The 21,373-nt window shown below is 63.6% G+C and carries 20 protein-coding genes; 14 read left to right on the plus strand and 6 right to left on the minus strand.

From position 1 onward, the window contains the following. Positions 1-59: 59 nt before the first annotated feature. The 11 genes from fliD (at position 60) to N430_RS16140 (ending at position 10,854) form a co-directional block, all read left to right on the plus strand. Positions 60-1,457, plus strand: a complete 1,398-nt coding sequence (gene fliD / locus N430_RS16085; RefSeq protein WP_110637958.1) for a flagellar filament capping protein FliD — start codon at positions 60-62, stop codon at positions 1,455-1,457. Between the two features lie 24 nt (positions 1,458-1,481). After that, on the plus strand, positions 1,482-1,877 hold the full coding sequence (gene fliS, locus N430_RS16090; protein ID WP_110637959.1) for a flagellar export chaperone FliS: 396 nt from the start codon (positions 1,482-1,484) through the stop codon (positions 1,875-1,877). Positions 1,878-1,885: 8 nt separating this feature from the next. Beyond that, complete coding sequence (locus N430_RS16095; protein WP_110637960.1) at positions 1,886-2,251, plus strand: flagellar protein FliT; 366 nt, start codon at positions 1,886-1,888, stop codon at positions 2,249-2,251. A 228-nt stretch (positions 2,252-2,479) separates the two neighbouring features. Further along, the gene (gene flhD, locus N430_RS16100) at positions 2,480-2,815 is read left to right on the plus strand and encodes a flagellar transcriptional regulator FlhD (RefSeq protein WP_110637961.1); all 336 of its coding nucleotides are present in this window, start codon (positions 2,480-2,482) and stop codon (positions 2,813-2,815) included. Positions 2,816-2,818: 3 nt separating this feature from the next. Next, positions 2,819-3,385, plus strand: coding sequence for a flagellar transcriptional regulator FlhC (gene flhC / locus N430_RS16105; RefSeq protein WP_110637962.1), 567 nt, complete (start codon positions 2,819-2,821; stop codon positions 3,383-3,385). Positions 3,386-3,470: 85 nt separating this feature from the next. After that, entirely contained in the window at positions 3,471-4,349 is an 879-nt protein-coding gene (gene motA / locus N430_RS16110; RefSeq protein ID WP_110637963.1) for a flagellar motor stator protein MotA, read from the plus strand. Continuing rightward, positions 4,346-5,182 (plus strand): flagellar motor protein MotB, encoded by an 837-nt coding sequence (gene motB / locus N430_RS16115; RefSeq protein WP_110637964.1) that lies wholly within the window; start codon positions 4,346-4,348, stop codon positions 5,180-5,182. Before motA ends, motB begins: the two co-directional genes overlap by 4 nt. A 250-nt stretch (positions 5,183-5,432) precedes the next feature. Continuing rightward, complete coding sequence (gene flhB, locus N430_RS16125; protein WP_110637966.1) at positions 5,433-6,602, plus strand: flagellar biosynthesis protein FlhB; 1,170 nt, start codon at positions 5,433-5,435, stop codon at positions 6,600-6,602. Continuing rightward, positions 6,599-8,698, plus strand: coding sequence for a flagellar biosynthesis protein FlhA (gene flhA, locus N430_RS16130; protein WP_110637967.1), 2,100 nt, complete (start codon positions 6,599-6,601; stop codon positions 8,696-8,698). Before flhB ends, flhA begins: the two co-directional genes overlap by 4 nt. 114 nt (positions 8,699-8,812) lie before the next feature. Next, positions 8,813-9,505 (plus strand): RNA polymerase sigma factor FliA, encoded by a 693-nt coding sequence (locus tag N430_RS16135; protein WP_110637968.1) that lies wholly within the window; start codon positions 8,813-8,815, stop codon positions 9,503-9,505. A 26-nt stretch (positions 9,506-9,531) separates the two neighbouring features. Continuing rightward, a complete protein-coding gene (locus N430_RS16140) occupies positions 9,532-10,854 on the plus strand; it encodes a UDP-glucose/GDP-mannose dehydrogenase family protein (RefSeq protein WP_110637969.1) in 1,323 nt (440 codons plus the stop codon). Here the strand turns inward: N430_RS16140 and N430_RS16145 are convergent. Beyond that, positions 10,830-13,583 carry a tetratricopeptide repeat protein gene (locus N430_RS16145; protein WP_110637970.1) on the minus strand — a complete coding sequence of 918 codons (2,754 nt, stop codon included), beginning with the start codon at positions 13,581-13,583 and terminating at the stop codon, positions 10,830-10,832. The genes N430_RS16140 and N430_RS16145 overlap by 25 nt on opposite strands. A 212-nt stretch (positions 13,584-13,795) precedes the next feature. Further along, positions 13,796-14,848, minus strand: coding sequence for a flagellin (locus N430_RS16150; RefSeq protein ID WP_110637971.1), 1,053 nt, complete (start codon positions 14,846-14,848; stop codon positions 13,796-13,798). A 228-nt stretch (positions 14,849-15,076) separates the two neighbouring features. Between N430_RS16150 and N430_RS16155 the strand changes: the two genes are divergently transcribed. Both N430_RS16155 and N430_RS16160 read left to right on the plus strand, forming a co-directional pair. After that, complete coding sequence (locus N430_RS16155; protein ID WP_110637972.1) at positions 15,077-15,901, plus strand: motility protein A; 825 nt, start codon at positions 15,077-15,079, stop codon at positions 15,899-15,901. Further along, the gene (locus tag N430_RS16160) at positions 15,898-16,764 is read left to right on the plus strand and encodes an OmpA family protein (RefSeq protein ID WP_110637973.1); all 867 of its coding nucleotides are present in this window, start codon (positions 15,898-15,900) and stop codon (positions 16,762-16,764) included. Before N430_RS16155 ends, N430_RS16160 begins: the two co-directional genes overlap by 4 nt. Positions 16,765-16,779: 15 nt before the next feature. Here the strand turns inward: N430_RS16160 and N430_RS16165 are convergent, their stop codons facing one another. Further along, positions 16,780-17,814: a nucleotidyl transferase AbiEii/AbiGii toxin family protein gene (locus tag N430_RS16165; RefSeq protein ID WP_256592139.1), complete on the minus strand. Its 1,035-nt coding sequence runs from the start codon at positions 17,812-17,814 to the stop codon at positions 16,780-16,782. Next, the gene (locus N430_RS16170) at positions 17,804-18,223 is read right to left on the minus strand and encodes a DUF6088 family protein (protein WP_110637975.1); all 420 of its coding nucleotides are present in this window, start codon (positions 18,221-18,223) and stop codon (positions 17,804-17,806) included. Before N430_RS16170 ends, N430_RS16165 begins: the two co-directional genes overlap by 11 nt. A gap of 229 nt (positions 18,224-18,452) precedes the next feature. Here N430_RS16170 and N430_RS16175 point away from each other — a divergent pair, with 229 nt between their 5' ends. Then, entirely contained in the window at positions 18,453-19,943 is a 1,491-nt protein-coding gene (locus N430_RS16175; RefSeq protein WP_110637976.1) for a YifB family Mg chelatase-like AAA ATPase, read from the plus strand. 43 nt (positions 19,944-19,986) lie between these two features. On the opposite strand, the gene N430_RS16180 is transcribed toward N430_RS16175, so the two are convergent. Both N430_RS16180 and N430_RS16185 read right to left on the minus strand, forming a co-directional pair. Further along, positions 19,987-20,352, minus strand: a complete 366-nt coding sequence (locus N430_RS16180) for a response regulator transcription factor (protein ID WP_178083391.1) — start codon at positions 20,350-20,352, stop codon at positions 19,987-19,989. Then, on the minus strand, positions 20,349-21,329 hold the full coding sequence (locus N430_RS16185) for a response regulator (RefSeq protein ID WP_110637978.1): 981 nt from the start codon (positions 21,327-21,329) through the stop codon (positions 20,349-20,351). The genes N430_RS16180 and N430_RS16185 overlap by 4 nt, the downstream gene beginning before the upstream one ends. Positions 21,330-21,373 lie beyond the last annotated feature (44 nt).

Here is a 21,373-nt window from a genome sequence, read left to right on the forward strand (position 1 = left end):
TTGCGCCACTACGCACTCAGCCGGCCGCACATGCTGCGCACATCAGGACGGATACTCCCATGACGACCACCACCAGCTCCACCGCCACCATCACCAGCCTGGGCGTCGGTTCGGGGCTCGACCTGGAAAGCATCCTGGAGAGCCTGGAGGAATCGAAAACCGCCAGCCTGCTGGACCCGATCACCACCCAGGAAGAGTCGGTCGAAGCCGAAATCTCGGCCTACGGCACCCTGACCAGCGCCCTCGACGCCCTGCAGACAGCGGCTGAGGCCCTGGCCGATTCCAGTTTGTACGACTCGTTGAGCACCAGCATTTCCGGCAGCGGCGTGTCAGTAAGCACCACCAGCGAGGCGGTGGCCGGCACCTACAAGATCGAAGTGACCCAACTTGCCCAGGCCCAGAGCCTGGCCACCGACGGCATCAGCGACACCAGCACCACCCTTGGCACCGGCACCCTGACCCTGCAGGCTGGCGACAACGAGGCGGTATCGATCACCCTCGACAGCAGCAACAACACCCTCGAAGGCCTGCGCGATGCCATCAACGCCGCCGATGCCGGCGTCACCGCGACCATCGTCAGCGACGGCAGCGACAGCCCTTATCGCCTGGTGCTGACGTCCAACAGCACCGGCACCGATGCTGCCATGACCGTGAGCTACAGCAGCGACGACAGCAGCGACCTGGCCTCCTCGCTGTTCGGCTATGCCGACGGCGAAGGCAACATGACCGAAACGGTCGCCGCCCAGGACGCCGAGCTGACCATCAACGGCATCGCCGTCACCAGCCAGAGCAACACCGTGGAAGGTGCGCTGCAGGGCGTCACCCTGACCCTGAGCGACACCGGCAGCTCGCAGACGCTGACCATCAAGCGCGACACCGACAAGATCGAGAAGGCCATCACCGCCTTCGTCGATGCCTACAACGACTTCGTCAGCACCGTCGACGACCTCACCGCCTACGATGCCGACGCCGGCACCAGTGGCGAACTGCTGGGCGACTCCACCACCCGCCGCATCAGCACCAAGCTGGCCAGCGACATCTACTCGCAGATCGGCAGCGGCACCTTCAGCTACCTGTCGCAGCTGGGCATCGGCCTGGAGTCGGACGGCACCTTGTCGATTGACGAGGACACCCTGGAAAGCGCCCTGACCGACAACATCGACGCGGTGTCGGAATTCTTCATCGGCAGCGATGGCAGCTCAGGCTTCATCTCGCGCATGACCACCGACCTGGACAGCTACCTGGATGAAGACAATGGCCTGATCGTCGCCAAGACCGACAGCCTGGAAACCAAGCTCGACCAGCTTGAAGAACGCTACGAAGACAAACAGGCCCTGATCGATTCCGAAATGGAGCGCTGGCGCGAACAGTTCACCGAACTCGACACGCTGATCTCCACACTGAACTCGACGGCCGATTACCTCACCGAACAATTCGAGGCCCTCAACAGTGATTAACGTTTCAGCGATGGAGCACGCCGGATGATCGCATCCCAAGATGCCAGCGCCTACGCCAGGGTTGCCCTGGAGAGCGCCATCCTGGCGGCTTCGCCCCATCAGCGGATCACCCTGCTGTTCGACCAGTACCAGGCGTCGCTGCGCCTGGCCAAGTTGCACCTGCAAGCAGGCAACATCCCTGAAAAGGGCAAGGCGATCACCCGCGCGATCAATATTGTCAGCCGCGGGCTGCGCGCCTCGCTGGACCTTGAGCAGGGCGGCGAGATTGCCCGGCAACTGGACGATCTCTACGACTTTGTCGTGCGCCTGCTGTTGCGCGCCAATCTTGAGAACAATGAAGAATCGCTGAATGCCGCCGGCAGGCTTCTGGGCACTATCGCCTCGGCCTGGACAGCGATCGGCCCGCAATCCGAGGAATGACGTTAGTTATGCTGCAAGCACAAGTGATCGCTGCCTACGAAGGGCTGCTTGAGCAATCGCGACGCATGCTGACGTGCGCGCAGAATGCCGATTGGGATGGTATTTTCGCACTCAAGTCACAGGGCCTTATCGACGCTGCGAGCCTGCGCCGCGCGGAAAGCCAGGCCGAACTCGACGAAGCCGGGCAACGACGCAAACTTGAACTCATTACTGAAATAGTTGCGCTGGACAATCAGGTCAGTGGCTTTCTGCAGGCGCGGCAGCACCACCTCGGTGAACTTTTGCAAGTAGGCCGACAAAAAAACGATCTCGATAATGCGTACCGCGTCACAAGTGCGCAGGTAATATCCATAGGCAATCGCTTGTACCAGTAGGTGCATTCGGCCATTATCAACGCGCCAACTAATACACCATCTGAATGTAAAGATCCATGTAAAGATGCGTGAATTTCTTAACACACAAAAAAATAAACGAGAAAAGTCCACCCTTATCTGTTATCGGTCGAATGCCTTGATAGTTTAGGAAAAATTTCTCGAATGCTCCTCACTGGAGCACGCCACACCACAACACATTGACAGGCCGCAAAAACGGAGGGGAGAACGTTGCCGCACACCAACAGCTACCTTGCAGACATTCAGGAACTCAACCTTTCCTATCTGCTGCTGGCGCAGAACATGTTGCGTAAAGACCGCGACGTCGCGATCTTTCGCCTGAAACTCAGCGAGAACATGGCGGACTTGCTGGCCAGCCTGAGCAGCAAGCAGATGACCCAGCTGTCGCGGGTCAACCAACTGATCTGCCGGCCCATCTTCGAAGAGGCCGACCGCATTTCCAAAGCCCTGGACAACTCGCGCGAGCTGGGCATGGTCGAGATTCACACGTCCCTGCTGATGGCGGCTGCCGACCGTTCGGATGGCATGCTCAGTAACGGCGTCTGAAGCATGTCGGAAAAAAGTCTGGTCACCGAGATGCAGCAGGTTCAGCTGGCCATCGAGCTGATCCAACTAGGGGCTCGCCTGCAGGTGGTGGAAACGGAAACGTCCCTCACCCGCGGCCGGCTCATCCGCTTGTACAAGGAAGTACGCGGCGCCCCTCCGCCCAAAGGCATGCTGCCTTTTTCCACAGACTGGTTTGTCACCTGGCTGCCGAACATCCATTCCTCGCTGTTCTACAACATTTACCGCAGCATGCTGGAAATCGGCGGCCACCGGATCGATGCCTTCATCAAGGCCTACCGACTGTACATGGAGCACGCCAGCGATGCCGATGGCGAACGGGTGCTGGGGCTGACCCGCGCCTGGACACTGGTGCGCTTCGTCGAGAACGGCATGCTCGAGCAGATTCGTTGCTCCTGCTGCTCGGGCGAGTTCATCACCCACTCTTATTCACCCACGCAGAACTACGTCTGCGGCATCTGCCAGCCGCCCTCCCGTGCCGGCAAGACCCTGAAAAAGCGCGAGGTCGAGCCGGACAACCTCGACAGCCTGCGCCCGGCCAGCCAGGGCTGAGCCTGTTCGCGGCAAGTTCTTTCAAGTCGCCCCTTGTCGTTGCCGATCTTCAGCGGACTTTCACTGAAACCTGAGGAGCGGCGACGTGCTCATTTTGTTAGGACTGTTCGTGGCCATGGCCTCGGCACTGGGCGGTTTCGTGCTGTCCGGCGGCAGCCTGGGGCCGCTGTACCAACCCACCGAGCTGCTGATGATCGTCGGCGCGGCGCTCGGCGCCTTCATTGCCGCCAACAATGGCAAGGCCATCCGCGCCACCTTCGCGGCAGTCGCGAAGTTCAAGCGCAGCACCGGCTACGACAAGGCCTTCTACCTGGACTTGCTGGGCATGCAGTACAACCTGCTGAACAAGGCACGCCGGGAAAGCCTGCTGGCCGTGGAGCGTGACGTTGACGAGCCGCAGCAGAGCCCGCTGTTCGCCCAGTATCCGCAGCTGCTGAACGACCCGCTGCTGATGGGCTTCCTGATCGACTACCTGCGCCTGCTGATCAGCCTGTCGCTGCAAGCCCATGAACTCGACGAACTGATGCAGCACGAGATCGAGGAATTCGAGAACGAGGCCCACCTGCCTGCCGACGCCCTGCACAAGATCAGCGACGGGCTGCCGGCCTTCGGCATCGTTGCGGCAGTGTTGGGCGTGGTCAAGGCACTGAGTGCGGTCGATGTCGGCCCCGACCTGATGGGGCAGATGATCGCCCACGCCCTGGTCGGCACCTTCCTCGGTATCTACCTGGCCTATGGCGTGGTCGCGCCACTGGCCAGCCGCATCGAACGGCAGGCCGGCGAATGCGTGAAGATGCTGCATTGCCTGCGCGTGACCTTGCTGGCCCATGTGAAGGGCATCCCCCCGCAACTGGCCGTGGAGTTCGGCCGCAAGGCGCTGCACAGCAGTGAGCGGCCCACCGCCGAAGAGTTGGAAAACCACGTGCGAGGGGGTAACGGGCAACCGAACCTGGCGACGGCATGAGCAGCGACCAGCCGATCATCATCAAGCGCCGCAAGAAAGCCGCCCGCGGGCATCATGGTGGTGCCTGGAAAATCGCCTTCGCCGATTTCATGACCGCATTGATGGCGCTGTTCCTGGTGCTGTGGGTGCTGTCCAACGCCGGCAAGGGCGACAAGGAGGCCATCGCCCAGTACTTCAGCACGCCGTTGCTGGTCGCCTTGAGCCATGGCGACCGCAACTCCGCGAGCACCAGCGCAATACCTGGCGGCGGTAGCGAAGCCAACCAGCCCCAGGGCGAAACCGTCCGCAAACCCCGCCCTACCCGCCTGTCGAGCGAAGAGCGCCGCCACCTGCAGGCGCTCAAGCAACGCCTGGAAGACGCCGTGGAACGTGACCCGAAGCTGCGCGAGCTGAAGCAACAGATCGCCATCGAGCTGAGCCCCGAAGGCCTGCGCGTGCAACTGCTCGACACCGACAAGCGGCCGATGTTCGAGCTTGGCAGCGCACGCGTCGCGCCTTACATGAGCCAGCTGCTGCGCACCTTTGCCCCGGTGCTCAATGAGCTGCACAACCAGATCCAGATCAGCGGCCACACCGACAGCCACCCTTATCCCGGCGGCGAGGCCACCTACAGCAACTGGGAGCTGTCCGCCGACCGCGCCAAGGCCTCACGCCAGGAACTGGTGGCCGGCGGGCTCGACCCGGGCAAGCTGCTGCGGGTTTCCGGCATGTCTGATCGCATCCGCCTCCCCGGCGCCGGGCCTTATGACGCAGCCAACCGGCGCATCGAGATCATCGTGCTCGATAGCCAGGTCGCGGCGCGGATCCTCAACCAGGATGAGTTCGGCAACTGATTGTGGGAGCGGCCTTGTGTCGCGAAAGGGCTGCGCAGCAGACCCAGGATCTCAGCTGCACCATCAAGATTGCCGGGGCTGCTTTGCAGCCCTTTCGCGACACAAGGCCGCTCCCACAAAAACTTGCAATTTCAGGCCGAGCTATGTTCATGCCTGCAATAGCGGGTTGTTTAGGCACCTTTTCGCCGGTTAGCCCCAACCAGCCGTTGGCCACAATAGCCCCCCCAGCATCACCCCGGGTGGCCGAGCCATGGCCGAAACCAGCACAGAAGACCGGACGGAAGCGGCCACCCCGCGCCGCATCGAGAAAGCCCGCGAAGAGGGTCAGATTGCCCGTTCCCGCGAGTTGAGCACCTTCATCATGCTGCTGGCCGGCATCGGTGGCCTGTGGAGCCTGGGTGGCCACCTGTATGACCGCCTGGGCGGCATCGTCGAAAAAGGCTTGCTGTTCGATCGCGCCCAGCTGTTCGACACCGCGCTCATGCTCGGCACGCTTTCGTCGCTTGCCGCCTCCGCGCTGCTGGCACTGGTGCCGTTCTTCGCCCTGATGCTGCTCGCAGCCATTGCCGCGCCCACCGTGCTCGGCGGGCTGGTCATCACCCTGGCTGCGGCAAAGCCGCGCTTCTCCCGGCTCAACCCGATCAGTGGCCTGGGGCGGCTGTTTTCCCTGCAGGTGCCGGTGGAACTGGCCAAGGCCGTGGCCAAGGCAACGTTGATCGGCACCGTGCTGTACCTGTTCCTGCATGCCCACATCGGTCAGCTGCTCGGCCTGCCCAAGTTGCCGCCACAACAAGCGCTGGTCACGCTGATGACACTGACCGCCAAGTCCTGCGCCACCTGCGTGGCGGCGCTGATCCTCGTGGTCGGCATCGACGCGCCGTATCAACTGTGGACCTATGCCAAGAACCTGCGCATGTCGAAGGAAGAAGTACGCCAGGAACACAAGAATTCCGACGGCGACCCCCACGTCAAGGCACGCATCCGCCGCCTGCAGCAGGCCCGTGCACGCCGGCGGATGATGAGCAAGGTGCCCAAGGCCGATGTGGTGGTGACCAACCCCAGCCACTTCGCCGTGGCCCTGAGCTATCGCAAGGACAAGGACAGCGCACCGCGGGTAGTCGCCAAAGGTGCCGATGCCGTGGCCGCGCGCATCCGCGAAATCGCCAGCGAACACCAGCTACCCATTCTCGAAGCCCCGCCACTGGCGCGGGCGCTGTATTTCCATGTGGATCTGGATCGACTGATCCCCAGCGAGCTGTACACCGTCGTCGCCGAGGTGGTGGCCTGGGCCATCCGCCTCAAACGCGTCGCCCAGCAAGGCGGCCCCGTGCCGCCCAGCCCCGTCAACCTCAACGTCCCTGAAGGCATGGACCAGCCTGGGCGAAGCAGAACCCGAACCGAGGACCCACCCAACCCATGAAAGGCCTGACCGCCCTGCTGCGCCGCGACAACTGGCCCGTTGGCGCCGACCTGAAGATCATGACCGGCCCGGTGCTGATCGTGCTCATCCTGTCGATGATGATCCTGCCGCTGCCGAGCTTCATCCTCGACCTGCTGTTCACCTTCAACATCGCCCTGGCGATCATGGTGCTGATCGTCAGCATGCTCACCGAGAAGCCACTGGACTTCTCCGCCTTCCCCTCGGTGCTGCTGTTCACCACGCTGCTGCGCCTGTCGCTGAACGTAGCGTCGACCCGGGTCATCCTGATGCACGGGCACACCGGCACCGATGCCGCAGGCAAGGTCATCGAGGCCTTCGGCGAGTTTCTGGTGGGTGGCAACTTTGCTGTCGGCCTCGCGCTGTTCCTGATCTTGGTGACCATCAACTTCATGGTGATCACCAAGGGTGCCGGGCGCATCGCCGAAGTCGGCGCGCGCTTCACCCTGGATTCGATGCCCGGCAAGCAGATGGCGATCGATGCCGACCTCAACGCCGGCCTGATCGGTGAGCCGGAGGCGCGCAAGCGGCGCCGTGAGGTGGCCCAGGAAGCCGACTTCTTCGGCTCGATGGACGGCGCCAGCAAGTTCGTCCGCGGCGATGCCGTGGCCGGCCTGGTGATCATGGGTGTGTGCGTGGTTGGTGGCCTGGCCATCGGTCTGCTGCAGCACGACATGAGCTTTGCCGATGCTGCCCACACCTACACCATGCTGACCATCGGCGATGGCCTGGTGGCGCAGATCCCCGGGCTGGTGATTTCCATCGCCGCCGGTGTGATGGTATCCCGGGTTAACACTGAGGAAGACGTCAGCCGGCAGATGATCGGCCAGCTGTTCAGCCGCCCGAAGATGCTGATGATGACCGCCGGGGTGATGGGCCTGCTGGGCCTGGTACCGGGCATGCCCAACCTGGTGTTCCTGCTGCTGACCGCCCTGCTCGGCGGCCTCGGCTGGTGGTTCTCGCGCCAGGAGCAGCAGGCCGAGCAGACCCCGGCCCAGGCCGCCCAGCCCAAGGCTGCGGTGCAGAGCAGCGAGGCCAGCTGGGATGACGTCAAACTGGTCGAAACCCTGAGCCTGCGCGTGGGCCACCGGCTGATCCCGCTGGTGGACGTACGCCAGCAGGGCGAGCTGAGCACGCGGATCAAGAGCCTGCGCAAGAAGTTCGCCCAGGACGTGGGCTTTCTGCCGCCCGTGGTGCACGTGCGCGACAACCTCGAACTGCCCGCCAACACCTACATCATCAGCCTCAAGGGCGTGGAAGTCGGCCGCGGCGAGATCTACCCCGGCAAATGGCTGGCGATCAACCCCGGCAAGGTCACCGGGCAACTGGAAGGCAAGGAAGCCATCGACCCGGCCTTCGGCCTGCCGGCCATCTGGATCGAGCAGAACCTGCGCGAGCACGGGCAGATCTACGGCTACACCGTGGTCGATGCCAGTACGGTGGCAGCCACCCACCTCAACCACCTGCTGCACCAGCACGCCAAGGACATGCTCGGGCGCAGCGAAGTGCAGAAGCTGCTGGACAAGCTCGGTGGCGATGGCAAAGGCCTGGTCGAAGAGGTGATCCCCAAGCTGCTGAGCCTGACCCAGCTGCAACGGATATTGCAGAACCTGCTGGAAGAGAACGTGCCGATCCGCGACCTGCGCACCATTCTCGATGCCCTCGCCGAGCATGCCGGCGCCCAACAGCCCGCCGACATCCAGGAGCTGACGGCGCAGGTCCGCGTGGCCCTGGGCCGCTCCATCGTCAACCAGTACTACGCCAACAAGCCCGAGCTGCGCGTGATCGGCCTCGATTTCAACCTGGAGCAGGTGGTGATGCAGGCAGTGGGCAATGGTGGCGCGCTGGAGCCGAGCCTGGCGGACACCTTGATGAAAGAGACCAGCCTCGCACTCAAGCGCCAGGAGCTGGGCAACGACCCCGCCGTGCTGGTGGTGCCCAACCGCCTGCGCCTGGTGCTGTCGCGCTTCCTGCGCCGGCGCCTGCGCCAGCTGACTGTCATCGCCCTGAGCGAAGTGCCCGACGACCGTACCCTGCGCATCACCAGCATCATCGGCGCGCCGGCATCGGCGGGCTAAGGGGCGAATACCCCTGCAAGTACAGGGTTGTTCTCGGCTTAGCCGATGGGGCGCAGCGCCGATAATCCCGGCGTTATTCCCCATCGCCACTCTTGTTCTTCACAGGCACGCACGATGTATACGGCACAAGGCAGGATGCACCAGCAGGAGCTGCTTCAGCAGTACTTGCCCTTGGTCAAACGGCATGCACTGAACCTCAAGACCAGGCTGCCGTCAGGCATCGACATGGAAGACCTCATCCAGGCCGGCAGCATCGGCTTGCTCGATGCCCTGACCCGCTATGACCAGAGCCTGGGCATACCCTTCGGCACCTTTGCCGCGCACCGCATCCGCGGCGCCATGATCGACGAGCTGCGCACCCGCGACTGGGCTCCACGCCGGGTGCGGCGCTACGCCCGGCAGCTGGAAGATACCCTGCACCGTCTGGAACAGAGCCTCGGGCGCCCGCCCCTCGAACGCGAAATTGCCGCAGCCATGGGCATGTCGCTGAGCGAGTACCAGCAGCTGTTGTGGGACATCAATGGCAGCCACATGCTGGCCATCGACCAGGTCCATGAAGACAGCCTGGAAACCCAGGAACCCCATGGCCGCAACCCGCTCAATGCGCTGCTCGACGAGCGCAACCATAGCGGCCTGATCCGCGCCATCGAGAACCTGCCCGAGCGCGAACGGCTGCTGATGGTTCTGTACCACCAGGAAAAGCTCAACATGCGCGAGATCGGCCTGGTGCTGGAGATCAGCGAATCCCGCGTCTGCCAGCTGCACAGCCTGGCCATCGCCCGCCTGCGTGCCTCGCTGGCCGCCTGACTATCCCTTCGCAACGGTAGCAAACCATGAAAATCAGTGTGTTCGGATCAGGCTACGTGGGCCTGGTGGCCAGCGCCTGCCTGGCTGATGTCGGCCACGAAGTGCTGTGCATGGACATCGACCCGCAGCGCATCGCCCTGCTGCGCAGCGGTGAAGTGCCGATCCACGAGCCCGGCCTGAACCTGCTGGTACAGGCCAACCTGCGCGCCGGTCGCCTGCAGTTCGGCACCTGCGCCGCCACAGCGGTGGCCTTCGCCGAGGTGCAGTTCATCGCGGTCGGCACACCGCCCGACGAAGACGGCTCTGCCGACTTGCGGCATGTGCTGGCGGTCGCCCGCGAGATCGGCCGCCACATGACTGGCTACAAGCTGGTAGTGGGCAAGTCCACGGTACCGGTCGGCACTGGCGAAAAGGTCCATGCCGCCATTGCCGCCGAACTGGCGGCCCGGGGCCTGACCCTGCCATTCGAGGTCTGCTCCAACCCGGAATTCCTCAAGGAAGGCGCCGCCATCGAGGACTTCACCCGGGGTGCACGGATCGTCGTGGGCACCGACTCCGAGCGCGTCATGCGCCTGATGCGCGAGTGCTATGCACCTTACAACCGCAACCACGACAAGCTGATGTTCATGAGCCTGCGCGCCGCGGAGCTGACCAAGTACGCGGCCAACGCCATGCTCGCGACCAAGATCAGCTTCATGAACGAAATGGCCAACCTGGCCGAGCACCTGCAGGTGGACATCGAAGAGGTGCGCCATGGCATCGGCAGCGACCCACGCATCGGTTACGACTTCATCTACCCGGGCTGCGGCTATGGTGGCTCATGTTTCCCCAAGGACATCCAGGCCCTGAGCCGCAGCGCTCATGAGGTCGGCTACGAACCGCAGCTGCTGAATGCGGTAGAGGCCATCAACCAGCGGCAGAAGGCGTCGCTGTTCAGGAAGCTGGCTCAAGCACTGGGCGGCGAGCTAGAAGGCAAGACCATCGCCATCTGGGGCCTGGCCTTCAAACCCGACACCGACGACATGCGGGCAGCGCCCAGCCGTGAGCTGATGGAAGCGTTATGGCGGGCCGGTGCGCGGGTGCAGGCCTACGACCCCGAGGCGATGGCCGAGTGCCGGCGCCTGTATGGCGAACGCGAGGACTTGCTGCTGGCCGGTGACCGTATCCAGGCGGTGAAAGGTGCCGACGCCCTGGTGATCTGCACCGAGTGGAAGGCCTTTCGCAGTGTCGACTTCCACTGGCTGCGCCAACAGCTGCGCAGCGCAGTGGTCATCGACGGCCGCAACCTCTACGACCCTCAGGCCGCGGCCAACGCTGGCCTCACTTACCGAGGCATCGGTCGCGGCTGAGCCGGGCTCAGCCGGCAATGCTGCAGGTAACCCTCGGCCGTGTCATCACCGAGGCCCTGCAGCACATGCAGGGCCACATCCTTGGCGTCGTACACCGAGTGCAGCAGGAACGCCAGCTTGCGCCGCTGGTTCTCGGCCAGTGCCGCCATGCGCTCGGCGTCGGGCAGGAACAAGGCGTCCGCATGCATCAGCTGTGACGCACCGAGCCCCTCGCAGGCCGCATCACCCTGGGCGAAACGCCGGTACTGCAGGTTGTGCAACCCGCACAGGCTGAAACCGAGCGGCGCCAAGTGCTGGCTGAGGCGGGTGACATCCACCTGGCCCTGGTGGGTCGGGGTGAAATTGACCCGCGCCTGGATCAACAAGGTATCGGCCAGCGTGCGGGCGCCGTGTTCCAGTATCGCCAGGCTGTCACTGAGGTTGTCGAGCAGCAGCCAGTCCAGCGCGCCCAGGCCGTCGATGTCATCCAGGCGCAACGACGGCTGCGGCAGGCGCGCCAGCACCCGTGCCGGGTCCAGCACTCCCGGCGCGGGCAAAGGTTCCAGGGTCGCGCTCAGTGCCGGATCAAGGCAGGCATGCAGGGTCACGGGCTGGCCATTGCCCAGCACCACATTGGGGTAATGGTGCAGTTCGCCCAGCTGAGCCAGCTGCCCGGCGTTGCCGACGCGCGCGGCGGGGTCGAAGGCGATGGTCGAGAGCACCCCCAGGCGCTGCAAGGCGACATAGCGCGGTGACGCCAGCAAGGTGGCGCCGTGGTCCAGGGTGACGATGCGGCCCCGGAAGCGGAAGCTGAAACCGTCATTGCCAGCGGGGGCCGCCGGGTGCTTGAAAATGACCGGCTCGCTGCTGTCGTCGAAGAATGCCTGCCCGGCCTTGTCCAGCATCAGCGCCGCCGGTGGCTGGCCCGCGCAATGGCGCTGCCAGATGGCACGCAGGGCGCTGCCCAGGTGCCTGGCGAAGCGTTGGTTGTCGCACACCGGCGAATTCATCAGCACCCCACGCAGCAGGCTGCGGATGGTGGTCAGGTTGTCCAGGTCGCGCGCCAGCCCGGCTGCACGCTGCTGGTACTCGTCCCAACTGCTCACCACCAGCTCGGGCAGCCCGGCATTGACCAGGTGCGTGGCGGAATGCCGACCGGCAAAGGTGGGCCCCGGCAAGGTCACCACCGGCACCCCCATCAGCAGCGCTTCACAGGTGGTCAGGCCGCCGGAATAAGGCCAGGGGTCGAGGGCGATATCGACACGGTTGTAGCTTTCCAGCAGGGCCTTGTGCCCCACCGGCCCTTCGATCTGCACGCGCTCGGCAGCAATGCCGTGCCCTTGCAACACGCTCATCACATGCTGGCACAGGTCAGGGTTGGCGAACGCGCCGCCTTTGAGCAGCAGGCGCGAATCAGCGACTTCATGCAGCAGCTCGGCCCAGCGCGCCAGCAGTTCATCGTTGAGCTTGGTCGGGTTGTTGAAGCAGCCGAACGTGACAAAGCCGTTGGCCCGCGCCGGCAACGCCTGCACGTCAGGTGCATAGGGCGGTGGGTCGTAGCAGATGTAGTCATTGGGCAGGCGGATCAGCTTCTCGGTGTAGTAGCCGTCCTCCCCGGGGGGTGACTCGATGGCATCGCTGAGCAGGTAATCCATGGCGTCCAGGCCGGTGGTGTTGATCAGCCCGCCGACCCACTTGACCAGCAGCGGCGCCGGCTGCAACGCCATGCAACCCATGCGGTTGCCGGCATTGTGGCCGCTCAGGTCGATGAGAATGTCGATCTGGTCGTCGCGAATCTGCTGCGCCAGGTGTTCGTCATCCATGTGCTTGATCACCCGCCACGCCTGCATGCGCGCGCGAATGCGCTGGGTCAGGTGGTCGCTGACCTGGCTGCTGCTGTAGGCGAACAGCTGGAACTGATACGTGGGCAAGCGCTCCAGCACGCCGACTATCATGTTGCCCACCGGGTGCTGGCGCAGGCCGTCGGAGACCAGGCCGATACGCAATTGCTTGTCCGGCGCCAGGTCGGCCATCTGCGGCCGGGGCGGCACGTTGCCTGGGCCGAAACGCGTTTGCCACTGCTTGCACACCTCGAAGATGTAGTCGCGGCTGCGGGTGGGGTCGTAGTGCAGGCTGGTCAGGCGGTTGGAGTACGGCAGCACGTCCTTGCGCCCGGCCAGCTCGACGGCACGGCAGTAATGCTCGTCGGCTGCGGCCAGTTGGCCGACGTCCTTGTACAGGTTGGCCAGGTTGTTCCAGTGGCTGTAATCGCCGGGTTCTTTCCTGACCAGCGTCTCGAACAGGGCAATGGCTTCGCCATGGCGGTCAAGGCGGCCGAGGATCAGGGCCTTGCGCGCCAGCATGTGGCAGTCACCCGGGCAGGCCTGCAGGGCTTGCTCGATATGCTCAAGCGCAGGGGCGAAGCGGCCCTTCTCGAAATATAAGGTCGCCAGGCGGTGATGGGCCGGGAAAAACTGCGGCGCCAGCACCAGGGCACGGTTTGCCAGCGACTCTGCACGCCCGTTGTCACCCAGCTTCTGGCTGGCCTTGGCCACCAGTTCCAATGCCTGCGGATCGTCCGGACGCAGCTGCAAAGCGTGCTCGAAACTGGCCAGGGCCTGTTCCGGTTCGAGGGTCAGTTGCAGGTTACCCAAGGTGTGCCAGGCACTGGCATCGCCGGGGCGGCGCTGACAGAGGCGTCTTGCCTGGGCGAGGTCGACAGGGGCTGCGGATCGGCGGGGTTTGGGCATGGGGGCGGCCTTGTGGCAGAGAGAGCTGCGTGAATGCTATGCCTGCATCGCGCTGTTCAAAGCCCGGATAAACCGCATAAAAAGCAAGGGGCCGCTTTGCGGCCCTTCGCGGGCAAGCCCGCTCCCACAAGGGCCACGCCGACCTGAAGGCAGCGCTGTCCCTGTGGGAGCGGGCTTGCCCGCGAAGGGCTGCAAAGCAGCCCCAGGCGGTATTACTGCAGCAGCGACAGCATCTGCTGTGGCATCGAGTTGGCCTGCGACAGCACCGAGGTACCGGCCTGTTGCAGGATCTGCGCGCTGGTCATGGCCGACACTTCAGTGGCGTAGTCGACGTCCTGGATACCGGAACGGGCCGACGTCAGGTTGGTCACCGTGGTGGAGATGTTGGTGATCGCCGAGTCGAAGCGGTTCTGGATCGCACCCAGGTCGGAACGCATGGAGTCGATGGTGTTCAGCGCGCTGTCCAGCGCCGTCAGGGTGTTGGTCGACTTCTTGGTCACTGCGTTGTCGGTGTCGATGGTGATGGTCGCAGTCGTGGTCGAGCCGCTGGTGGTGGTGTCCACGGTAGCCGCGTAGGTCTTGCCGCCGACGGTCAGGAAGTAGTTGCCGCTGGCGTCCTGCGACAGGGTGCCGCTGCTGACGGTGGTGCCGGAGCTGTCGACGTAGCTGGTGTTGGTGGAGGTGATCGCGGTGCCCGAATCGTCGGTCAGGGTGGTGGCGGTCAGGGTAGTGTCGTAGCCGTTGACGTTGAAGTCACCCAGGCCCAGGGTGGTGGCGTTGATTTCGCTCAGGGAAATCTCGATGGTCTCGCCGTCGTTGGCGCCAACCTGGATGCTGATGGTCTGGTCTTTGGCCAGGACGCTGACACCGTTGAACGAGGTCTGGTCGGAAATACGGTTGATCTCGTCCAGACGCTGGGTGATTTCATCCTGGATCGACTGCAGGTCGGACTGCGAGTTGGTGCCGTTGGCAGCCTGTACCGCCAGCTCACGGATACGCTGCAGGTTGTCGTTCACCTGGTCCAGCGCGCCTTCGGTGGTCTGCGCCAGGGAGATGCCGTCGCTGGCGTTGCTGCTGGCCTGGTTGAGGCCGGTGATCTGCGAGCTCATGCGGTTGGCGATGGCCTGGCCAGCGGCGTCGTCGGAAGCGCTGTTGATTTTCAGGCCCGACGACAGGCGCTCGATCGAGGTGCTCAGGCTGCTTTCCGAAGCGCTGAGGTTTTGCTGGGCGATGAGCGAGGTGATGTTGGTATTGATGACAGACATCGTGCAGTTCCTTTCGTGGTTGGGCAGTTGTCTTGCTGACAGCGCGAACATCGGCGCCTCGAAAACCCACCTTTAGCGCCCCGCCAAAAAAATTTTGCCCGCACCTGCCTGCCCGGTCGCTCAAGCTGAAGCGCAAAACTGCCTGTATTAGCGACTTTGCCCTCCCCGTCGTGGGGCTATAAAGCTGGCCATCATTGTCTACGGCCGGGTGCCGTCAACGGAGTGCCCATGAACCCATCGACCCTGACCGGCCTGGTCGCCAGCCTGATCCTGCTGAGCGTCCTGCTGCTGTTCACCGCACAGCAACCGTCGCTGCTCATCGACTTGCCGGGCCTTGGCATCGTGCTGGTGGGTACCTTCGCCGCCACCTGCATCAGTTACCCCATGGCCGAGTTGCGCTGCATTCCCGGCCTGCTCGCCACCGTGCTGCGCCAGGAGCAGGATCGCGCGCCGGGCGACATCGACGAGCTGGTCAGCCTGTCGCGCCGCTGGATCGAGGGCGATACCCGCGCTGTGGAGACTGCGCTGGCACAGACGCAAAACCCGTTCCTGGGCTCCGGCGTGCAGCTGCTGGTCGACCAGGTGGCCGAAGAAGACATCCTCGAACTGATGCAGTGGCGAATCACCCGGCTGCGTGCCAAGGAACGTGCCGAAGCCCAGATTTTCCGCACCATGGCCAGCTATGCGCCAGCGTTCGGCATGCTCGGCACCCTGGTCGGTCTGGTCAACATGGTCTTCGTGCTGGGCGACGGCGACCTGGGCAGCGTTGGCCGGCAAATGGCCCTGAGCCTGACCACCACCCTGTATGGCGTGCTGCTGGCCAACCTGCTGTTCAAGCCGATCGCGCTCAAGCTGGAGCGGCGCACGGAGCGGCGTGTAGTGATCATGAACATGATCCTGCAGGGTATTTCGATGATGGCCCGGAAACGCAGCCCCGGGCTGATGCGCGAAACCCTGAAGGCCTTCGTGGCGCACTACCACGATGAACTGCAGGACCAGGGCGCTCCCCGTGCCCGCAAGCCACTTTCGCTCGCCTGGCGGAGGCGCCCATGACCCTCCCTGCATCGCCCAGCAGCCTAGCCGATAACCGCCACTGGCTGGCGCATCAGCGCTCCCTGGAGCTCGAACTGACCAAGGCCCGTGAGCGCCAGAGCAATCTGAAGCGCTCGCCGGCAGACGGATTGGACGCAGACGCGGCAGACGCCGACAGCGAAGGCTGGATGCTGACCTACCTGGACCTGATGACCCTGCTGCTGGTCATGGTCCTGGCCATGCTGGCGAAAACCATGGTCAGCCATGCTGAGCCCGCCGAGACGCCAGCGGGCTTTCCGCTGGCTATCGACATCGCCAGCCTGACACGCGTCGACCCGCCAGGGTCGCTGCTGCTCGTGCCGCCCAGCGTTGCTGAACAAGAGCCTGTCGAACCGCTCATTGCCGAAGCGCCTCCTGTCGAAAAGGCTCCTGTCGCGCCAGAACCAGAACCCGACCCACTGGCAGGGCTGCCCGTGGACCAGCTGGGCAGCGATGTCGAGGTGATCCGCAACGAGCGCAGCGTCAGCTTCCGCATCGACAGCAGCATCCTGTTTCCGTCAGGGCAGACCGAGCTGGACCCCAAGGGCATGCAGGTGCTGCAGCGTCTGGCGCAGGTGCTGACCACAGTGCCGCACAAGATCGTCGTGGCCGGACATACCGATATCCGCACCATCCGTAATGCGCGGTATCCGTCGAACTGGGAGTTGTCCGGCGCACGGGCCGGGAGCGTGGTGCGCTTCCTGCAGCAGCAGGGGATTGCCGGGGAACGGCTGAGTGCCGTGGGGCTGGCGGATACGCAGCCGCTGGGGGATAACGGCACGGCTGAAGGGCGGGCGAAGAATCGGCGGGTGGAGTTGACGCTGGAGCAGCACAAGCAACTCTGAGCCGACTGTTTCTGCTCACTCAGGATGGTTCAATAGCAGTTCTGCGACAGCGGCGAATGCAACATAACAGGTATGAAAATCCGGCTTTTCGGCTGCGTAAAGCAATGGTGCCAGACGCAGTTCGAAGTTCGCTTTCAGCCCATCGTGGTTGCTAGCGGCAGCCAGGCTGCGTCGAAGCACACGGTAAGGCGCCTGATCAAACTCGGGATGCTGCCCTTTGAATTCCTCGACATCCTTGCGGACCAGCAAGGCAAAAATCTGGCAAGCAGGCTCGATGACGTCTGGCTGGCTTCCCGATATGCGCCAGACATCGTAGATATGCCGCACCAAGGCGGTATCAAAGGCGCCGCGTTGATGCCCATCCCAATACCAGGCGCAGCGACGCAAGAGCGACAGCACCTTCTCTGCCAGTGTCTCCGCCACTGTGATGCAGGCCATTGAAAAGCGATGTGGCACTTCACGAGGGATGAACTGGTCCAGCATGTAACCCATTTCACGGCGCTCGCAGTCCAGTATTGGAGGGCGATGAATCAGCTCGAGTTTGAGCTGGGGCCGAAGCACACCGGATACATCCTGGAAGGAGGCAGTGTATGACACCAGGAGGCAGTAATAGCGTCGACTGTCGCGCGACATCGGGTTTTCCTGGTCATCATGGACCACGTACTCGAAGCCCATTGCCGCCAACCGCTGCTCCACCTCTCGATGCAAATCCCCTAGGCGCGCCCGGTCCGTATGCCCTTTTGGCAGGCTGTAGCCTTCGGGTACCTCCTCCAGCAGGACCTTTATGTCGATGTCTTCGGACATCCGCTCGATCAGCCCATGGGCTTTTGAAAGGCAGGTACCACCCGCGAAAATCAAGCGTGTGGTTACAGTGACGGAAGCAGGCTCAGGATCACCTTTGCACCGATTTTTCTGATGCGCAGTGTGGATGACCTCGATTTTCGACAACGCGTGTAAAGCGTCAGTGATGTGATGGTCTTTCTCCGCGACTACAGCTGGCAGATTGCCCAACAACCCTGCTGTGGCGGCATCCTCGATATCAGACTTCAACTCGTCTGGAATTCTTCTCATAAGATATGGTGCTGTTTCCTACAGTCACTTTTCGCGTGATACGCCGTCGCCCCGTGTTGACTCTGGTCCCCATAGGTATCTGGGTCGAACTGCCGCTGTTGTACTCCGCAACGAGCAGGCTCGGCTCAACGGAAATCCCAAGCTTGCGAAAAAGCTCCGCAGCAATCATTTCCAGCGTTCCCGCTGGGCTGGGCTTTCCCGTGAACTTGTTAATGCGAGTCTTGGCGAACGCCCCTTTGCTCACGCGAATGAGGAGCCCTAACTCGACAAAGCGAGCGAGCACCCTCCCGACCTGGGAGTCGCTGCCCATGCTGGCGAATTCGGAACGCAAGACGACTACGCTAGCGCGCTGTTTGATCGAACGGCTCATGCGATCTTCAAGTTTCATACCTTACCTCCAACAGGACGCGACTCACCACCAGGTAACTGTAAGCTTAAATTACCACGTAATCCCTATTCTACAAGGCTAACACCGTACATAAACCACGCATGAATGCGCAGGTTTTGAAAAATTTTGAAAGACATGGAAGCACTTTTTCCCGACAGCCAGGACCTCCACTCACTAAGCTTCAGCAAGCCGCAGGAAGCGGCTCTACATTCACGACAACGGAGCGTCCATGTCCCTCGCCCTCGTTCACAGCCGTGCCCAGGTCGGCGTGCAGGCCCCGGCGGTCAGCGTCGAAACGCACCTTGCCAACGGCCTGCCCCACCTCACCCTGGTCGGCCTGCCGGAAACCACGGTCAAGGAAAGCAAGGACCGTGTGCGCAGCGCCATCGTCAATTCCGGGCTGAACTACCCGCAGCGGCGCATTACCCAGAACCTCGCACCGGCCGACCTGCCCAAGGACGGCGGGCGTTATGACCTGGCCATCGCCCTGGGCATCCTCGCCGCCGATGGCCAGGTGCCGTTGCCCGCCCTGACTGAAATGGAATGCCTGGGCGAGCTGGCCCTGTCGGGCAAGTTGCGCCCGGTGCAGGGCGTGTTGCCGGCGGCACTGGCAGCGCGCGAGGCTGGCCGGGCATTGGTGGTGCCGCGGGAGAACGCCGAAGAAGCCAGCCTGGCGGGCGGGCTGGTGGTGTATGCAGTGGGGCACCTGCTGGAGTTGGTGGCGCATCTGAACGGACAGGTGCCGCTACCGCCATTTGCTGCCAATGGCCTGGTCCTGAAGCAACAGCCTTATCCGGACCTCAGCGAGGTACAAGGCCAGGTCGCGGCCAAGCGGGCATTGCTGTTGGCTGCTGCCGGAGCGCATAACCTGCTGTTCACAGGGCCGCCCGGCACGGGCAAGACGCTACTCGCCAGCCGGCTCCCGGGCCTGCTGCCACCTTTGGATGAGCATGAGGCGCTGGAAGTGGCGGCGATCCAGTCGGTCAGTGGCCACACGCCGCTGAGCAGTTGGCCGCAGCGCCCGTTTCGCCACCCGCACCATTCGGCCTCGGGGCCGGCGCTGGTAGGTGGCAGCAGCCGGCCGCAGCCAGGCGAGATCACCCTGGCGCACCATGGCGTGCTGTTTCTCGACGAGCTGCCAGAGTTTGAACGGCGCGTGCTGGAAGTGCTGCGCGAGCCGCTGGAGTCGGGCGAGATCGTGATTGCGCGGGCGCGCGACAAGGTGCGTTTCCCGGCGCGCTTCCAGCTGGTGGCGGCGATGAACCCCTGCCCTTGCGGCTACCTGGGCGACCCCACCGGCCGCTGCCGCTGCAGCACCGAGCAGATCGCACGGTATCGCAACAAGCTGTCTGGCCCGCTGCTGGACCGCATCGACTTGCACCTGACCGTGGCCCGCGAGACCACCACGCTGAACAACCAGCCCAGTGGGGAGACCAGTGCCGATGTGGCTGTGAAGGTGGCCCAGGCTCGGGAGGTGCAGCAACGGCGGCAAGGCTGTGCCAATGCGTTTCTCAACCTGGAGGGGTTGCGCAGCCATTGTCAGCTGGCAGCGGCGGACCAAGCTTGGCTGGAAAGTGCCTGCGAGCGGCTGACGCTTTCTTTGCGGGCGGCACATCGGTTGTTGAAGGTGGCGCGCACATTGGCGGACTTGGAAGGTAGCCGGGCGATCAGCCGGGGGCATCTGGCCGAGGCCCTGCAATACCGGCCGGGCAGCAGTTAGATCTTTGGGGCTGCTTTGCGGCCCCAGGATTCATCGGGAAAACTCATTCACCTGCCAACGCCTCTTCAACCACCTTGAGCAGTACCTCTTCGGAAAACGGCTTACCCAGGCAAGCCTGCGCGCCATTGGCTAGCGCCGCCTGCACCGCACCTTCGTCCCAATGCGCCGACATGCCGATCACCGGCAAGCGCCAACCCCGCCGCGCCAGCTCACGCTGCACCTCCAGCCCGCTCATCCCCGGCATCTTCAGGTCGAGCAGAACGCACCCCGCCTCACGTGCCTGGCCCGAGGCCAGAAACACCTCCCCCGTTGCGAACGCCAGGCACTCGAACCCTGCTGAACGCAGCAGGTTGCCCAGGCTTTTGCGCACCGAAGCATCGTCATCGACGATGCACACCACTCTGCTCATGTGCCAGACCGAGCCTCGATGACGTTGTGCATGGCCACCAGCTCCAGCAGCGAGCGGGATTGCATCTTGTTCATGATGTTCTTCTTGTGCACCTTGGTGGTCACTTCACTGGTGCCGATCGCCTTGGCGATCTGCTTGTGCGACAAGCCGCCGACCACCAGCGAGAACACCTGCCGCTCGCGCTGGGTCAGGTGCTGGTACTTTTCTTCGACTTGCCGCGCGTGCTGCCATTTGCGCCCCTCGGTCACGGCGCGTGCGCGTACCGACTCAAGCAATGCCAACAACTGGTCTTCGTCGAAGGGCTTGGTCAGGAACTCCACGGCCCCGGCGCGCATGGCCTGGACCGTCATGGGGATGGTGCCGAAACCGGTCATGAACACGATCGGCCAGGGCAGCGCCAGCCGGCGCAGCGTAGCCTGAACCTCAAGACCGGTGGTTTCGGGCAGGTGCATGTCCAGCAGCAGGCAGGCGCAGGGGCTTTCCAGGCGAGCGTCGAACAGCTCCTCGGCACTGGCAAACAGACGGTGCGGAATGTCCTGCGAACGCAGCAGGCGGCCCAGTGCCGTGCGCACCGAAGGGTCGTCGTCCACCACCAGCACAGGAACGTTCACTGCGTCGTCGAACGGTTGGCTGGCATCAACCATAGCCCCAAATGGCGACTGGCCCAGGGCCAGGCAAGGCACGTCGAAACTGACCTGCGCAGCCAGACGATAACCCCGTCGCGGTACGGTCTGGATCAGACCGCGATCACCAAAGGCCTTGCGCAGCAGCGACACCTGCACCTGCAGGTTGTTGTCCTCGACCACGGTGCCGGCCCACACCTGGCTGAACAGCTCATCCTTGCCGACCACCCGGCCCTTGGCCTTGATCAGCGTGGCCAACACCTCGAATGCACGCCCGCCCAACGGGATCGGCTTGCCATCGAGAAAGGCTTCTCGCCGCTCCAGCGACACCTGGGCATTACCGATTCGGATCATGGTTTCCTCACGCGGGCACGGGCGTTTGCGCAGCCTCGGGCAGC

This window comes from Pseudomonas sp. CC120222-01a (assembly GCF_003097235.1).
Taxonomy (GTDB): Bacteria; Pseudomonadota; Gammaproteobacteria; order Pseudomonadales; family Pseudomonadaceae; genus Aquipseudomonas.

Coding starts and splice junctions, on each gene's coding strand:
- flhB (WP_110637966.1), top strand. CDS start 5,433: ATGGCCGAAACCAGCACAGAAGACCGGACGGAAGCGGCCACCCCGCGC.
- N430_RS16135 (WP_110637968.1), top strand. CDS start 8,813: ATGTATACGGCACAAGGCAGGATGCACCAGCAGGAGCTGCTTCAGCAG.
- flhC (WP_110637962.1), top strand. CDS start 2,819: ATGTCGGAAAAAAGTCTGGTCACCGAGATGCAGCAGGTTCAGCTGGCC.
- N430_RS16150 (WP_110637971.1), bottom strand. CDS start 14,848: ATGTCTGTCATCAATACCAACATCACCTCGCTCATCGCCCAGCAAAAC.
- N430_RS16095 (WP_110637960.1), top strand. CDS start 1,886: ATGCTGCAAGCACAAGTGATCGCTGCCTACGAAGGGCTGCTTGAGCAA.
- flhA (WP_110637967.1), top strand. CDS start 6,599: ATGAAAGGCCTGACCGCCCTGCTGCGCCGCGACAACTGGCCCGTTGGC.
- N430_RS16155 (WP_110637972.1), top strand. CDS start 15,077: ATGAACCCATCGACCCTGACCGGCCTGGTCGCCAGCCTGATCCTGCTG.
- fliD (WP_110637958.1), top strand. CDS start 60: ATGACGACCACCACCAGCTCCACCGCCACCATCACCAGCCTGGGCGTC.
- N430_RS16140 (WP_110637969.1), top strand. CDS start 9,532: ATGAAAATCAGTGTGTTCGGATCAGGCTACGTGGGCCTGGTGGCCAGC.
- N430_RS16160 (WP_110637973.1), top strand. CDS start 15,898: ATGACCCTCCCTGCATCGCCCAGCAGCCTAGCCGATAACCGCCACTGG.
- N430_RS16185 (WP_110637978.1), bottom strand. CDS start 21,329: ATGATCCGAATCGGTAATGCCCAGGTGTCGCTGGAGCGGCGAGAAGCC.
- fliS (WP_110637959.1), top strand. CDS start 1,482: ATGATCGCATCCCAAGATGCCAGCGCCTACGCCAGGGTTGCCCTGGAG.
- N430_RS16145 (WP_110637970.1), bottom strand. CDS start 13,583: ATGCCCAAACCCCGCCGATCCGCAGCCCCTGTCGACCTCGCCCAGGCA.
- N430_RS16180 (WP_178083391.1), bottom strand. CDS start 20,352: ATGAGCAGAGTGGTGTGCATCGTCGATGACGATGCTTCGGTGCGCAAA.
- N430_RS16170 (WP_110637975.1), bottom strand. CDS start 18,223: ATGAAACTTGAAGATCGCATGAGCCGTTCGATCAAACAGCGCGCTAGC.
- N430_RS16175 (WP_110637976.1), top strand. CDS start 18,453: ATGTCCCTCGCCCTCGTTCACAGCCGTGCCCAGGTCGGCGTGCAGGCC.
- motB (WP_110637964.1), top strand. CDS start 4,346: ATGAGCAGCGACCAGCCGATCATCATCAAGCGCCGCAAGAAAGCCGCC.